Source organism: Polaribacter dokdonensis (genome assembly GCF_024362345.1).
Taxonomy (GTDB): Bacteria; Bacteroidota; Bacteroidia; order Flavobacteriales; family Flavobacteriaceae; genus Polaribacter; species Polaribacter dokdonensis.
The window spans coordinates 981,306-997,100 of record NZ_CP101505.1 but is presented as its reverse complement, the minus strand read 5'-3'; the positions used below and the strand labels follow the sequence as shown (position 1 = coordinate 997,100).

The window sequence follows — 15,795 nt, the reverse complement described above, 5'->3', positions numbered from 1 at the left end:
TTTTATATACACAACCGTTGTAGCACATTACGCGCAAAAACAGTGAATGCCTCTAGATTAGTCATTCACTGCTTAAATAAAAAGAAATATAATTAGTTACTTCCATGCCATTGAGCCCAATCTTTCATACTTCCAAATAAGACATTCCTTCCATTAGAGCCATTGGTAAGTATAATAATACCAGATTTTGATTTAAAATCGAGCATAAAACCAGATTGCCAACCTTCGTTAGAACCTCCATGACCGTTCAATGTGAAATCTCCAAAACGATTCATTTCCATATAACCCATTCCGTAATTCCCTTTTGATAGTTCGGTAGGTTCTATTAAAAGAGCAATGCTTTCTTCTGACAAAACAGGATTTCTTGAAAATGATGCTTTTGCAAATAGAATTAGATCATCTATGGTTGTATGCAAACCCGCTGCTGCTTGAGCATTAAAAAGGCGCAACGGTATTTCCTTTGCTTCTTCATCATACGCTTTAGCAGAATTTTTTAATATCTTTTTATTGATATCGAAACTCGTATGCTTCATTTTTAAAGGTTTAAATATGCTTTTTTGCATGTAGTCTGCAAACGAGTTACCACTTACCTCTTCTATGACAAGTTGCAGTATAGAATAACCTCCACCAGAATATTGCCATTTACTTTCAGGCTCCATTATAAGCTTTACGGCTTCATCTGGATTGGAAGTTCCAGATAGCGATTGCCTAATGGATGTTAATTCATTTTTAGATTCATACCCATTATAACCATGTACAGATAAACCTGCTGTATGCTGCAATAAATTTCTAATGGTTACTTTATTAGCATCAAACTCACTAGCTGGCAATTTCCAACCTGAAATATAATTGGAAGCAGGAGCGTCTAATCGAAGACTTCCTTCTTCTACTAATTTCATAATTCCCCAAGCAGTAAACATTTTTGATATAGATCCAATATTAAATCCTGTTGTACTGCTAGGTGTTTCTCCGCTTTTTATATCAGAAAATCCATATCCTTTTTTAATAATCACTTGATCATTTTTAATAATTGCGATTGCCATACCAGGAACATTATGTTTTTTCAAAGCAATAGCTGTAGATTCATCTAAAGCTTTTTGTAGCTCCTTTTCAGCTGTCATTTGTGCATTTACGAATAAGGTCGATAATGCCATTGTAATAATTGTAATTAAAGTTTTCATATGTATTTAGTTTTAAATTTGATGCAAACCTAGAACTGAATATTCGTCATTTAGAATTATTTTGATGAAGTTAACGTATCAAATGGTAATCAACTCATAATGATATTTAAAGTATCTTTATCAATAAATTTGATACGTTTACAATATGATAAGAGACGTTCATAAAATAAAAATTGTAACCTTGAATATGCAATATAGATTTGTGTCAAAATCATAAACAATTAGAAAACATGACACAAAAAAAACTATTTAAAACATCGGCAATTGTATCAGGCATCATCCTTGTATTGATGCTAATCTTAAGAAACGCTCAAAGCGAAATATTCGCAGTGCTTTCAAGTTCATTGGGTTTAGTAGTCTTTTACACCCTTTTGAATTATCTCTTTCAAACTGAAAAAATAAAATTTGGGACTTCTAACCTTCGATTAAAATATCTCTTTTTAGGAATAAGTATTCCGCTTTTAATATTTGCTATTGATGCTACTACAGATTTAGATGGAGGCTTTCTAAAGAATAGCGTAAGAATTCTTTTAGCAATTGCAGTTGCTTATTTAATTTTCTATTGGACCTACGAATACCGAAAAAGTATTCAAAAACTTAAAAAGGATAAATTAGAAGCCGAATTGATGCTATTAAAAAATCAAATAAATCCTCATTTTTTCTTTAACACACTTAACAATTTGTATGCCTTAATAAAAAAGGATGCTGATGCAGCTCAAGACTATGTCCTAAAATTATCAGATTTAATGCGATTCACTATTTACGATAGCGGAAAGGAAAACGTGCAGTTAAAAGATGAAATAGATTATTTAATAAATTTTATTGATTTACAAACTGCCAGATACCATAAAGACATTGATGTGAATTTTGAAAAATCAATTAAAAATCCAGAAACAAAAGTGGCACCTTTGTTATTCATTATCTTGCTAGAAAATGCTTTTAAACATGGCATTGAAAAAGCAACAGATAATGCATTTGTTCATTTACAACTTATTGAAGATGAAAATAAAATAAGTTTCACAGTTAAAAACAATTATGATGCTGAAGAATCATCAGAAGACAAAGGTATTGGGCTCGAAAATTTAAAAGATCGCTTAAATTTATTATATCCAAACACACATCAATTGTATAATAAAATTGAAGAAAACACCTATTCAACAACATTAGATATATATAAGAAATGATAAAATATATAATTGTAGACGACGAAACTGCCTCTCATGATAATATTAAAGATTATGCGAGTAATTTGTCTTATCTATCATTCCAAAAAAGTTGTTATAATGCTTTTGAAGCCCTAGACTATTTAAATAAGCATTCTATTGACCTTATTTTTTTAGATATAAATATGCCAAAGCTTTCTGGTTTAGAGTTTTTAAAAACACTTTCTAATCCGCCAAAAATTATCATTACTACAGCCTACAAGGAATTTGCCTTAGAAGGTTATGAATTGAATATTGACGATTATTTATTAAAACCATTTAATTTCAGTCGTTTTGTAAAATCTGTTAGTAAAGTTTCCGATGCATTATCAATTAAAGCCAGCCCAATACAAAATACGGAAACCATAGAAGACACTAAGATTTTTATAAAGGAAGATAAAAAATACTACCAGATAAAGTTAAAGGACATTCTGTTTTTAGAAGCCTATGGAAACTATGTAAAAATTAATATGGTTGATAAAGTGATTGTTTCTCATCAAACGCTAACATCCTTTACACATAATTTACCAGAGACACAATTTATAAGGATTCACAAATCTTTTATTATCTCAATAGATAAAATAGAATTAATTGAAGGTAATAGAATACATCTAAGGAATCACAAAATTCCAATAGGGAAAATGTATAAGCTTAATGTAAATCGATTAATAAAATAAAATCAATTTTGACATTAACCTGTAATAATTCCTAATTTAAGCCACTAACCAATAAAACAACAGTATTGAGTAGCTATTTTTACAACACATCCATTTTACCATTCGCAGGAATAATTATCAAATTATGTCGAGCTTACACCAGTTCACAACAAGATTTTGAAGACTATTACCAAGAAGTGTGTTTACAAATCTGGAGGAGTAAAGACAATTTTCGCGAAGAATCGCAATGGAGCACTTGGGTGTATCGCATTTCATTAAACGTCTGTTTAACCTTACTTAAGAAAAAGAAAAACAATGTTCAGCATTTTGTGTCTGATTCTATAACTGCTGAAGAAACCGAAAACAACTACGCGTTTTCAGACGAATCTCTAAATTTATTATATGATGCCATAAGAAAACTATCGGAAATAGATAGAGCCGTTATCATGCTTTATTTGGAAGAAAAATCGCAAAAGGAAATTGCTGAAATTATAGGAACGAACCCAAATAATATTGGTGTACGTGTTAAAAGAATTAAAACTAGATTAAAAAAATTATTAGATGGAAAAATCAATTGAAAACATTTGGAAAGAAGGTTTTCTCAAGAGTGACGCATTAGTAGCACCAAAAATAAACAACCTTTACAACCAAAAATCAATTCATATTATTGATAAATTTAAACGTATGTTTAAAATAAATTTGATTGCAATTATAGCATTCTCATTTATCTTTTTAATTGTCTCATTTTTTGTTGGCATACCAATAACAGGTGTTATATTTTTTATTACTCTTTCAGTTCTTGTGTTTATTAATAAGATGTTATTAAATGGATTAGAAAAAATTGACAAAGGTGCAAGTAGTTATCAATATTTAAAGTCATTTAATGAGTGGATACAAAAGCAGGTCGCAATCAATAAAAAAATGTCAAGATTTTTGTACCCAATTATATTTATGTCATTGGTTTTAGGCTTTTGGTTTAAAGATGCCGAAGGCATGCCTTTGGGTGAACGGCTTGTAGATGAAATACTTGTTGGTTTTCCAGATACCTATTTAATATTTGGAATCCCACTCATCGGAATTGTTATCGTGGCAGTCATCTTGGTTTTGCTATTCCTTGTTGGAGGTCGAATTTATAAATGGGATTTAAACATCGTTTATGGAAGAATATTCAAAAAACTAGAAGAATTGATGACAGATATAGAAAGCTTAAGAAGTTAAGCGTTTGATAATAAGGTGTTTTGTTGTGGTTTTTTAAAATAAATAAATTTTAGGTGTAATATTTTTTGATTTGGGCCACTAACCAAGAAAACAGTAAAAATTATGACACTATTAAATGCAATTAACTTTTTTGAAAGTTTAAAAACTGAATCCTCTAATAAATCTGAAATCAAGGTTTATACGCAATTTATTGAGATTCTTAAAAAATTAGAAAACAGAGCATTCACCACTGATGAAATTCAATCTATAGAAATGGAACTGGATAGCTTAAAACTAAACTCAAATCCAGACAATAGAAAAAAATTCTTTAAAAACGCACTGAGTAAATTTGAGGCCTATTTAAAGGACACCTTTTCCTTGACTTCTCAAGGATACTATACAAACCTGAGTGTAACTTTAGGAATGTTATTCGGAGTTATAGCTGGAATTCTAATAGGTGAGCGTTTTGAAAGGTCTTTAGGGATTTCCGTTGGCATTTGTATGGGACTATTTATTGGCGCATTAATAGGTCGCCGTAAGGATGCTCAAGCTAAAGACGCTGGAAACGTGCTCTAATGTAAATCTAACTAAATCTCTCTTCAAATAGCTTCGATTACTAAATTAGTAATACTATTTTTTAATACCACAAGGCTAACGAAAATTTGGCCTAGACATCATCAATCAAAATTTAACGAACATGAAAACATTAACAATTATCATACTTTTAAATTTACTCGCCATTACTAGTGCACGTTCTCAAGATATTTCAGGACATTGGAACGGAACAACCAAAAGAGGCGATAAAGAAATCACTTTTGTTTTTAATATAAAACAAGAAAACGCTACGTATTCAACTACTATGGATGTTCCAACGTTTAGAATTGCTGGCATCAAACCATCAGCTACAACTTTTACAAATGGAAAGCTAATTATTGATGGCTCTAATGTTGGAATGAACTATACAGGAGTTTTTAATACTGAAGCACAACAATTTGAAGGTATTTACAAGGAAGGTGGCATAGAAATGGTCATAAACTTAAAAAAAGGAACTATAAAAATAGAAGATTCGAAACGGCCGCAGGAACCTGTAAAACCCTACCCTTATTATGAAGAAGAAGTCATTTTTAAAAATAATGAAGCCAACATAACATTAGCAGGTACTTTAACCTTACCCAATAAAAACGGAAAATTTCCAGTAGTAATTTTAATTAGCGGAAGTGGTCCACAAGACAGAGATGAAAGTTTTATGGGACACAAACCTTTTTTAGTATTATCAGATTATTTAACAAGACAAGGCATTGGCGTATTGCGTTTTGATGATCGTGGAGTTGGTGAATCTACAGGAAATTTTGGTAAAGCAACCACAGAAGATTTTTCCAAAGACGTTTTGAGTGCCATCGCATACTTAAAAACTAGAAACGATGTAGATATTAAAAATATAGGTTTGATTGGTCATAGTGAAGGTGGTATTATCGCACCTCTAGCGGCTAACAACTCTAAAGATGTCGCTTTTATGGTGTTATTAGCTTCTACCGGAATTTCGGGAACAGAACTATCTGTAATGCAATCTAAAATATTGAGAGAATTTCCTGTTAAAGATGAGGTGGCTTATGAAAAAAACACCAGAAAAGCGATTGCAATTGTAATCTCTAATAAGGGGGAATCGGAAATTAAAAAGGAATTAACTAAACATTATAATGATTTTTTAAGACCCATTTTAACATCATTAAACGTACCAGAAAAGAATATCAATACATTTATAGAAAGCCAACTTAAAACAAGTTTACAACCTTGGTCACGCTATTTTTTACAATACAATCCTGCTGATGAAATTGAAAAATTAAAAATCCCAGTGTTGTCATTAAATGGCAGTAAAGACACGCAAGTAAATGCAAAAATAAATCAAGAAGGCATAAGAAATGCATTAATCAAAGGCAAGAATAAAGATTATAAAATAGTAGAATTGGAAAACTTAAACCACTTCTTTCAGGAGTGTGAAACTGGAAAGATGGATGAATATAGAAAAATAGAACAAACATTTTCCCCAACAGCATTGAATGAAATAAAAAATTGGGTAATAGGACATCTGAAATAAGATATAAAATACGTGTAGTAACCTCTTGAATAATTCATTGCTAGTACTCACCTACTCATGAAAATCCTCATGAATTTTCAGACTAGATTATATATTGACATGGCAATAGCAATTTACCTCAATAATTGGTTAATATTTGTTTTATATAGCTTACCAATAGGTACAATGTGATCGCCAATAAAAATTCTATTACCTTCTACCTTAACGATGTGTTTTTTTGCAACGGCAAATGATTTATGAACTTGCATGAAATCATTGTCAGAAAGCAATTGGATGGTATCCGATATTTTTTCTCGAATGCTTATGGTTTCATTGCTTGTAACAACTTTAGTATAATTACCAGAAGCTTCAATAAATAGAATATCATCTACATCTACCTGAATATGACTATTATTCTGTTTTAAAAAAATATGTTGTCCTTCAGGTTTTATAGTCTCTTTACTTTCTTTTCTTATTGTACTGGTATCAGAAGAGGTCACTTTATTAATAGCACTTAAAAACCGCTCAAAACTAAACGGTTCTAATAAATAATCGACAATATTTAATTCATAACCATCAATGACAAACTCACTATAAGCAGTAGTTACAATAACTTTTACAGGAAACAGTAGTATTTCTTTACCTATATGGAACTCTCTTTAAAAACTATAAAAACTCTACTTACTCATTAAAATAAAGTCCACATGTACTATTATTTCAGGTAATTACCACAGATGTCATAAAGATGTCATAAGTTTGGCGCTAGTGTCTATGGGTATTGTATTTAATTTTGTAAACGAAATATTTAATACAAACACATGAACAATTATTTTACAAGTATCCTTTTCTTTTTTATTACATATATTGGGTTTAGCCAAAGCTATCAATCTAAAATTGATGCTGTAGTTTCATCAACTTACAGTTCTAAAGAACCAGGAATTTCAGTTTTAGTAGCCAAAGATAGAAAAGCCATTTATAGTAAAGCTTTTGGAAAATCTAATTTAGAATTAAACACTCCTTTAGAAACTAATAGTGTCTTTCAAATTGGCTCTATAACAAAACAATTTACTGCGATTTCTATTTTAATGCTAGAAGAACAAGGTAAGTTAAGTGTTGAGGATAAAATTGGAAAATACATTTCTGAATATGCTGAAATTGGAAAAGACATTACCATTCATCATCTATTAAACCATACTTCGGGAATAAAAAACAGAACACCTGTTGGTGACAAGGGTTTTATTTCTAAAACTAATATGTCACCTACAGAACTTATTGCATATTTTAAAGATGAACCTTTAGAATTCAAACCAGGAGAGCGTTTTAAATACAGTAATGCAGGCTATATTTTACTAGGGCGAATTATTGAAATCGTTTCTGGACAACCTTACAGTGATTTTATAGAACAAAATATTTTTGATAAAATAGGAATGAAGAATTCATCCTGTGGAGATATGAAACAAGTTATTCCCAACCTTACTAAGGGTTATATCATTGAACAAAATGATTTTGTAAAATCAGATTATATAAATTTGTCTTTAGCGTATTCCGCAGGAGCTATTTTATCTACCACAGAGGACCTTTTAAAATGGCAAAATGCATTACTTTCAAACACACTTTTAAAAGCTTCTAGTATAAAACAAGCTATGACACCAACCTTATTAAACAGTGGAAAAAGAGTACTTTATGGATATGGTTTTCGATTTTCAAAACTGGGAAATTCTCCTGTAATTGCCCACACAGGAAGCACGAAGGGGTTTACCAGTATTGCGCTGTTTTTACCTAAAGAGAAACTGTATATAACTGCATTAACCAACTGTAATTGTAAGAATGTAAATAACGTGGCGAAACAAGTTGCTGAATTATTTGTAAATCTACCCGATAATAAAATAACAGAGGTTGAGAATAATCAACCTGAGAGAAAATCAATTGATGTACCTTCAGAAATATTAAGTGACTATACAGGTACTTATGAGGTTAAACCAAATGTAAACCTTACTATAGGATTGGATAACACAAATCAATTATACTTATTAGCTCCAGGTCAAACCAAGAAGGTCGAATTATTTGCCGAAACTCAAAATCATTTTTTTGTAAAAATTGTAGATGCAGAAATCACTTTTAATACAAATGAAAAGGGGAAGGTTATTAGTTTAACTATGAATCAATCTGGTCGTAAAATCACTGCTAAAAAGAATTAATATGGAAAATAACGAAAAAACTACTTTGCGACAGGCGATACATTTTGCAAAAGTACCTGTAATAATATCATTATTTCTATCACCAATAAGATATACTTTAGAATTGATAGGATTACCAGAGAATGCCATTTTTATAATTGGTTTACTTTGGCTTACCTTAGGATTTGCCATATATTTAGGTATTAAAACGTTTAACGAGAAAAAACCTTATCAAATCATTTTATTAAGTTTGATTATTTTTTCTCCAATTTCTAGAATTCCAGTAGCTATACTTTGGTGGATAGATACAAAGTGGGAAATTGGCACCCATTATGGACTGTATTATGATAGTTTTGGTGATGCCTTATTGAATCATGTAATTTATGGTTCATTAGTTCAGTTGATTCCTGCATTTTTGTTAGGCACAATAACGATAGCAATAATGAGATACAGAAAAACAATCACTCAAAATAAATCTTTATAAAATGGATAAAAATTATTTAGCTTTAAGAGTAAAAGAATTAAGAAACCAAAGAGGAATGTCTCAAGAATTTCTGGCTGAAGAATCTGGATTGAGTTTAAGAACGATACAAAGAATAGAAAAGGGGGAATCTAACCCAACAGGTGAGTCGTTAAAACGTTTAGCAAATGCCTTAAATGTGATTCCAGATGAATTGATAGATTGGTCAGTAAAAGAAGATAAAAAATATTTAATATATCTCAATTTATCTGCGTTAACATTTCTGTTTTTTCCATTATTAGGAATTTTAATTCCATTTATACTTTGGACATCAAAAAAAGGTAAGATAAAAAACAGTGATAAGCTGGGTAAAGATTTAATCAATTTCGAAATCACGTGGACCATACTGTTATTTTTTATCCCTCTAGTATTTTTCATCATATCAAAAATTGGACTCACAGACCAAATAACGTTAAGTACATTTTTTATAGTTATTGGCTTTTTGTATGTCGCCAATTTAATTTTAATATTGATCAACACACTTAGAATAAACAATGAAAAAGAGGTGATATATAGACCTCGATTTAAGTTTTTAAAATAAAAGGCAATGAATAATAGCGTTAATATTTTACAGCCATATAGTATCAACTCAAAAAATATAAAACTATGAAATACAAATGTCCGAAGTGTGATAATGCCACTTATGAAATTGGAGAAATGAGAGCCACAGGTGGTACGTTGTCGAAAATATTTGATGTACAAAATAAAAAATGTACTTATACTGAATTCTTTAAAGCAAAAACAGGTGCTTTGAGTAATATTTTCGATTTTTTCACGAATTAAAATAGTTTTACTGAAGCACAAATTTTTTAAATGAATCTTAAAGATTATTTAAAAAGTTGATTAATATTTGTTTTATATAGCTTACCAATAGGTACAATGTGATCGCCAATAAAAATTCTATTACCTTCTACCCTAGCGATGTGCTTTTTTGCAACGGCAAATGACTTATGAACTTGAAGAAAATCATTATCAGAAAGCAATTGGATGGTATCCGATATTTTTTCACGAATACTAATTGTATTATTTTTAGTAACAAATTTGGTATAATTGCCTGAAGCTTCAATAAATAGAATATCGTCTACATCTACCTGAATATGACTATTATTTTGTTTTAAAAAGATATGTTGTCCTTTAGGCTTTACAACCTCTTTACTTTCTTTTCTTATTTTATTAGTGTCAGAAGATGTTACTTTATTAACAGCACTCAAAAATCGCTCAAAACGAAATGGTTTTAATAAATAATCTACAATGTTTAACTCATAACCATCAATGGCAAACTCACTATAAGCAGTAGTTACAATAACTTTTGGAGGATTCGTTAATGTCTTTAAAAAATCAAAACCTTTTAGTTTAGGCATATTTAAATCTAAAAAGATCAAATCAACTTGATGCGTGTTCAAATATTCCAAAGCTTCTAAAGCACTATAACAGTTTTTCTGCAATTGCATATGAGGAAGCATTTCACAATATTCCATAATAATTTTATGGGCAATATGTTCATCATCAATAATTAAATATTTCATCATTTCAAGGTTAAAGATAGTGTAACTTTATAAATAGTATTGTTAATGTCAAAAGAAAGTGAATGCCTTTTTGGGTAAACTAATTCTAATCTTCGTTTTAGATTTTTTAAACCAATGCCTTCTTGATTCTTTGTTTGTTGCAAATCAAAATTATTTTCAATGACTAATTGAACTTCATTTTCACTTTCTGTAAAATCAATATGAATATAAGCGTCTTTTTCTAAATTTTCCAAACCGTGCTTAAATGCATTTTCTAGTAGAATGATAAAAAGTAATGGCATCACTTTAGCATCAGGATTTTCGATAGTATGATTGAATTGTACATCCGATTTTTTGTGATAACGAATTTCTTGAAGCTCTATATAATTTTGTAAATAATCCAATTCGTTTTTAAGGGTTACCCAATCTTTTTCGCCTTCATAAATACTATAACGCATCATATCAGAAAGTTTAAGAACCATTTCTCTTTCTTTGGAATTCTTCTCCATCATTCCATATAAATTATTGAGCGTATTGAAGAAAAAGTGAGGATTTACCTGACTTTTTAAATGTAGTAGTTCTGTTTTTTCTTTTTCGTTCCTTAACTTAAATATGGATTTTATTTGTTTAAAAATCCAATAGGCAATCGTTATAAATACGATAATAAAGTAGAATGCAATAAATTCTGCAAATCCTTCTAATTTACCAAAGGTGTCATTAAATACAATAATAATGATACCTATAATTACAAGCATTATTTTAAATAATCGCTTCATAATTTTCTTTCTATTTTCTGATATTTTCATCTTCATACATCAATATTACTTAAATAAACTTTGGCCAACAAATTAGTTGATAAACAAAAGTTAAGTAGTGATAAATAGTTGTTTAATAGTGATAAAGTTCGTTTATGTCCTTTAAAAGTGTTTGTGTCACAGCTAGTTTGGAGTGTATCCCAGATTCTTTTTCTTACTAACAATAGTAGATAGGTTTGCGTATCGAATCAATTAAAAACACAAATACTATGGAACTTGTTATTGACAATCTATCAAAAACGTATGCTAATGGAGTTAAAGCACTTCAAAATATTTCTTTAGATATTCCTACTGGAATGTTTGGTTTATTAGGACCAAATGGAGCAGGAAAATCTACATTAATGAGAACCATTGCAACTTTACAAGAAGCAGATCAAGGTTCCATAAAATTAGGTGATATAGATGTTTTACAACAAAAAAATGAGTTAAGACAAGTCTTAGGGTATTTGCCTCAGCAATTTGGTTTGTACCCAAAAATATCTGCAGAAGTATTACTCAATCATTTTGCGGTATTAAAAGGTATTATCAATAAAAAGGAACGTCAAGAATTGGTAAAAGCACTTTTGCATAAAACCAATTTATATGATGTCAGAAAACAGAATTTAAAAGGTTTTTCTGGTGGTATGAAACAACGTTTTGGAATTGCACAAGCTCTAGTAAACAACCCTAAACTATTAATTGTTGATGAGCCAACTGCAGGATTAGATCCTGTAGAAAGAAACCGTTTTTACAATTTATTAAGTGAGTTAGGTGAAAAAACAGTGGTTATTTTATCAACTCACATTGTAGATGATGTTAAGGAGTTGTGTACAAATATGGCTATTATTAACAAAGGGCAAGTTTGTTTAAAAGGAAAACCTCTTGAGATTTTGGAAAGTTTAAAGGGTAGAGTATATCAAAAAACAATCGAAAAATCAGAATTAAATCTATACAAAGAAAACTTTCAGGTGATCAGTGAACGATTATTTCTAGGAAAACCTACCATTCATATTGTAAGTAATACGAATCCTGGAGAGGGTTTTACAGCCATTAATGCAGAATTAGAGGATGTGTATTTCTCAGAAATTTTCAATGTTACTAACGCTAAATCTATATAATTATGTGGTATGAAATTTTCAAGTTCGAAATACAATATCGAATTAAACGACCAGACACTTACGTGTTCTTCTTATTTATATTTCTGTTTTCAATTATTGGTGTAGATTTTGTTTTTCAAGGTTCAGAAATGGGGCTAATGAAAAGGAATTCACCCCTAATAATAGCGAAAACTATGGGAGCTATAACTAATTTATGTATGATTTTGGCCTCGATGATTATGGGTGTATCTGTGTTGCGAGATTTTGAGTACGAGATAGAATCATTATTATTTTCTACACCTATCAAAAAAAGAGATTATTTACTAGGTAGGTTTTTAGGTGCATTTACTGTTTTACTGTTTGTATTTACAGGAATTATACTGGGTATGATGTTGGGTGAATTTATGCCCTGGATTAGTCCAGATGAGCAATTGGCTTTTAATGCATTTGTTTATATAAAGACCTTTCTAATGGTAACGTTACCAACGTTATTTTTTGGAGCAGCATTGTTTTTTGTAACTGGAGCTTTAACTAGAAATTTAATAGTTGTATATACTCAGGGTGTTATTTTGTTTGTGGTGTTTTTGTTAACCAAAGCAATTACCAATGATTTCTGGCAAGCTATTTTTGATCCATTTTCATTAACAACAACAAGCTATATTACAAAATCTTGGTCGGTTTTAGAAAAGAGCACTCAAGAACTTCCTTTTATTGGTGCAATGTTATTTAATAAATTATTTTGGGTTGTTTTAGGAATATTCGCATTAATCTATGGGTATAAAAAGTTCAATTTTAATCTGGTTAAAGAAAAGAAATCAAGGAGAAAACAAGTTCAAAAATTAATAACTATTAGTGCCAGTGTAAATAGTGATATAGAAATCCCTAAAGCTAAAAAACAATATGGTTTGCAATCTAAATGGGCTCAATTAAAAGAGTTTTCGTGGTTTTACTTTATTAGTATTTGTAAGCAACCATCATTTTGGGGAATTGTTATTTGCGGAATGATTATCATTTTAGTCAATTCTGTAAATCTTGGAACTGTATATGGTGTTGATAGCTATCCTGCAACCTATTTTATAGTGGAGGAACTTCAAGAAACGTCTTATTTTTTCTTCATCATTATCCTTGTATTTTATTCAGGAGAATTGGTATGGAAAGAAAGAGTCGCAAAGTTGAATTTAATTTATGATGCTACACCCATGTCAAGTTTTGTAAGGTTAGCTGGAAAATTTATTGGATTAAACTTAATTTATGTAGTATTAATTGTTGCTTTAATTTGTTCAGGGATAGTATTCCAAACGCTAAGTGGTTATTATAACTATGAATTCCAAGTCTATTTTAATGGATTCTTTTTAGAAATTTTACCCTTATTATCCATTTTTACTTGCTTAGCATTTTTTATTCAATCTTTAGTAAATAATAAGTTTGTAGGTATCATTTTGGTGATTATATTTAGTATTGTCAATGTAGCTATTGCTGTATTAGGGTTTGATCATGATTTACACTTTTTTGGAGGAAGTTCCTTAGGCGCTTATTCAGATATGAATGGTTATGGGCATTTTTTACAACCCTATTTAATCATCAAATTGTATTGGTTTCTTTTCGGAATTCTATTGTTAATAATAGGGTCTTTAATTTCTGTTAGAGGAAATGAAACAAATTTATTAAAACGAATAAAAATTGCTAAGTATAAGTTTAGCAAACCTCTTATAAAATTTACAGACATTATACTTTTTGCTTTTATTATTATTGGAGGGTTTATATTTTACAATACAAATATTTTAAATGAATATTGGAGCAATTCTGAAGCTACTGAATTCAGAGTAGCGTATGAAAAAGAATTGAAACAATTTGAATATATAGCGCAACCAAAAATAGTTGACGTAAACTTACAACTAGAGCTGTATCCATCCAAACGAGATTACACAGTAGAAGGATATTATATGTTAAAAAACACATCGATTGAAAAAATAAAATCCATACATATTCAAAAACTTTTGGAAGAAAATGTTACGATAGACAGCATCTCTTTTGAAGGTGGTTTTACAACCAATAATCAATACAAAAAGTTTGATTATTCAATTTTCAACCTGAAGAACGCTTTACAACCTGGTGATTCTGTAAAAATGTATTTTAAGCAAAGTTTTACAACCAAAGGTTTTGAGCAAGGAAATTCTAATAGCAATATTGTTTACAATGGTACATTTTTCAATAACGAACAGTTTCCAACATTGGGTTACAATAAAAAATATGAACTTCAAGATGAAGATGAACGAAGAGAGCATAATTTATCAAAGAGATCTAGAAAAGCGAACATAGATGACCCTAAAGAATTAGTGAATGCGAGATCTGGTGGTGATTCTGATGGGATTCATTTTGAAATGATTATTGGTACATCCAAAGATCAAACAGCCTTGGTTCCTGGAGATTTATTGAGAAAATGGACAGATAATAATCGTAATTATTTTCATTATAAAACAACTACACCAATTATTAATTTTTACGCCATAGTTTCTGCAGATTATGAAATTAAAAAAGACAAATGGATGACAAACAATAAGGGGATTACTGAGCCTGTTGACCTTGAAATTTATTATCAAAAAGGACATAAGTATAACATCGATAGAATGATGAGGTCTATGAAAGCATCCTTAGATTATTATAGTAACAACTTCAGTCGGTATCAATACCAACAACTGCGTATTATGGAGTTTCCACGTTATGCAACATTTGCACAATCTTTTCCTGGAACGATTCCTTTTTCGGAATCTATTGGATTTGTGTTAGATATAGATGACGAAAAAGATCTTGATATGGCTTTTTATGTGACTGCGCATGAAGTAGCACACCAATGGTTTGCAATGCAAGTAGAAGCTGCGAATGTGCAAGGACAATTGATGGTATTAGAAACTTTATCTCAATATGCAGCTATAATGGTTTTAAAGCAACAGTATTCTGAAGAAAAAGTGCAACAGTTTTTAACGCTTCAAATGGATAAATATAAAGAAGGTATACAAAAAGAAAGTAAAGAAGAACCATCTCTTGCTCTAGTAGAAAATCAAGATTATGTCTATTATGCAAAAGGAGCAATCAATATGTATGAATTTCAAAAAGCGATAGGAGAAAAGAATGTCAATAAAGCACTTAAACGCTTTCTAGAAGATTGGAATACAACAAATGGAAAACTAAAAATGCAGACTGATCGATATGCAACAACTCAAGACTTACTTGGGTACTTCAGAGAGGTTACACCAGTTTCTCAGCAGCATATAGTTACTGATTTATTTGAAAAAGTTACACCTGTAGAGCTGAATTTGTAAAAACCATTTCTACTATTGAGGTTATTCCAAAAACAGAATAACCTCAATAATTTCATTCAAAATTAAAAACAA

16 protein-coding genes are annotated in these 15,795 nt (G+C 30.1%); 12 read left to right on the top strand and 4 right to left on the bottom strand.

Features of this window, described 5'->3' with window-relative positions; genetic code table 11:
• Window positions 1–92: 92 nt before the first annotated feature.
• Window positions 93–1,181 (bottom strand): serine hydrolase domain-containing protein, encoded by a 1,089-nt coding sequence (locus LPB302_RS04640; RefSeq protein ID WP_053975152.1) that lies wholly within the window; start codon window positions 1,179–1,181, stop codon window positions 93–95.
• A 230-nt stretch (window positions 1,182–1,411) separates the two neighbouring features.
• On the opposite strand from LPB302_RS04640, the gene LPB302_RS04635 reads away from it, so the two are divergent.
• The 6 genes from LPB302_RS04635 (at window position 1,412) to LPB302_RS04610 (ending at window position 6,331) form a co-directional block, all read left to right on the top strand.
• Entirely contained in the window at window positions 1,412–2,365 is a 954-nt protein-coding gene (locus LPB302_RS04635) for a sensor histidine kinase (protein WP_053975151.1), read from the top strand.
• A complete protein-coding gene (locus LPB302_RS04630) occupies window positions 2,362–3,060 on the top strand; it encodes a LytR/AlgR family response regulator transcription factor (RefSeq protein ID WP_044633815.1) in 699 nt (232 codons plus the stop codon). The genes LPB302_RS04635 and LPB302_RS04630 overlap by 4 nt, the downstream gene beginning before the upstream one ends.
• A 65-nt stretch (window positions 3,061–3,125) precedes the next feature.
• On the top strand, window positions 3,126–3,617 hold the full coding sequence (locus LPB302_RS04625; protein ID WP_053975150.1) for an RNA polymerase sigma factor: 492 nt from the start codon (window positions 3,126–3,128) through the stop codon (window positions 3,615–3,617).
• Window positions 3,601–4,257, top strand: coding sequence for a hypothetical protein (locus LPB302_RS04620; protein WP_053975149.1), 657 nt, complete (start codon window positions 3,601–3,603; stop codon window positions 4,255–4,257). Before LPB302_RS04625 ends, LPB302_RS04620 begins: the two co-directional genes overlap by 17 nt.
• Before the next feature lie 102 nt (window positions 4,258–4,359).
• Entirely contained in the window at window positions 4,360–4,812 is a 453-nt protein-coding gene (locus tag LPB302_RS04615; protein ID WP_053975148.1) for a hypothetical protein, read from the top strand.
• Between the two features lie 121 nt (window positions 4,813–4,933).
• A complete protein-coding gene (locus LPB302_RS04610; protein ID WP_053975147.1) occupies window positions 4,934–6,331 on the top strand; it encodes an alpha/beta hydrolase family protein in 1,398 nt (465 codons plus the stop codon).
• A 113-nt stretch (window positions 6,332–6,444) separates the two neighbouring features.
• Here the strand turns inward: LPB302_RS04610 and LPB302_RS04605 are convergent, their stop codons facing one another.
• The gene (locus LPB302_RS04605) at window positions 6,445–6,810 is read right to left on the bottom strand and encodes a LytR/AlgR family response regulator transcription factor (protein WP_231658744.1); all 366 of its coding nucleotides are present in this window, start codon (window positions 6,808–6,810) and stop codon (window positions 6,445–6,447) included.
• A gap of 318 nt (window positions 6,811–7,128) precedes the next feature.
• On the opposite strand from LPB302_RS04605, the gene LPB302_RS04600 reads away from it, so the two are divergent.
• The 4 genes from LPB302_RS04600 (at window position 7,129) to LPB302_RS04585 (ending at window position 9,790) form a co-directional block, all read left to right on the top strand.
• Complete coding sequence (locus tag LPB302_RS04600; protein WP_053975146.1) at window positions 7,129–8,508, top strand: serine hydrolase; 1,380 nt, start codon at window positions 7,129–7,131, stop codon at window positions 8,506–8,508.
• Window position 8,509: 1 nt separating this feature from the next.
• Window positions 8,510–8,971, top strand: a complete 462-nt coding sequence (locus LPB302_RS04595; protein ID WP_053975145.1) for a hypothetical protein — start codon at window positions 8,510–8,512, stop codon at window positions 8,969–8,971.
• Window position 8,972: 1 nt separating this feature from the next.
• The gene (locus tag LPB302_RS04590) at window positions 8,973–9,548 is read left to right on the top strand and encodes a helix-turn-helix domain-containing protein (protein WP_053975144.1); all 576 of its coding nucleotides are present in this window, start codon (window positions 8,973–8,975) and stop codon (window positions 9,546–9,548) included.
• Between the two features lie 65 nt (window positions 9,549–9,613).
• Window positions 9,614–9,790, top strand: coding sequence for a zinc ribbon domain-containing protein (locus LPB302_RS04585; protein WP_053975143.1), 177 nt, complete (start codon window positions 9,614–9,616; stop codon window positions 9,788–9,790).
• Between the two features lie 44 nt (window positions 9,791–9,834).
• Here the strand turns inward: LPB302_RS04585 and LPB302_RS04580 are convergent, their stop codons facing one another.
• Entirely contained in the window at window positions 9,835–10,536 is a 702-nt protein-coding gene (locus LPB302_RS04580) for a LytR/AlgR family response regulator transcription factor (RefSeq protein WP_053975142.1), read from the bottom strand.
• Window positions 10,533–11,324, bottom strand: coding sequence for a sensor histidine kinase (locus tag LPB302_RS04575; protein ID WP_053975141.1), 792 nt, complete (start codon window positions 11,322–11,324; stop codon window positions 10,533–10,535). Before LPB302_RS04575 ends, LPB302_RS04580 begins: the two co-directional genes overlap by 4 nt.
• 212 nt (window positions 11,325–11,536) lie before the next feature.
• Between LPB302_RS04575 and LPB302_RS04570 the strand changes: the two genes are divergently transcribed.
• Window positions 11,537–12,424, top strand: coding sequence for an ABC transporter ATP-binding protein (locus LPB302_RS04570; RefSeq protein ID WP_053975140.1), 888 nt, complete (start codon window positions 11,537–11,539; stop codon window positions 12,422–12,424).
• Window positions 12,425–12,426: 2 nt separating this feature from the next.
• Window positions 12,427–15,723: an ABC transporter permease/M1 family aminopeptidase gene (locus LPB302_RS04565; RefSeq protein WP_053975139.1), complete on the top strand. Its 3,297-nt coding sequence runs from the start codon at window positions 12,427–12,429 to the stop codon at window positions 15,721–15,723.
• The last annotated feature ends 72 nt before the right edge of the window (window positions 15,724–15,795 follow it).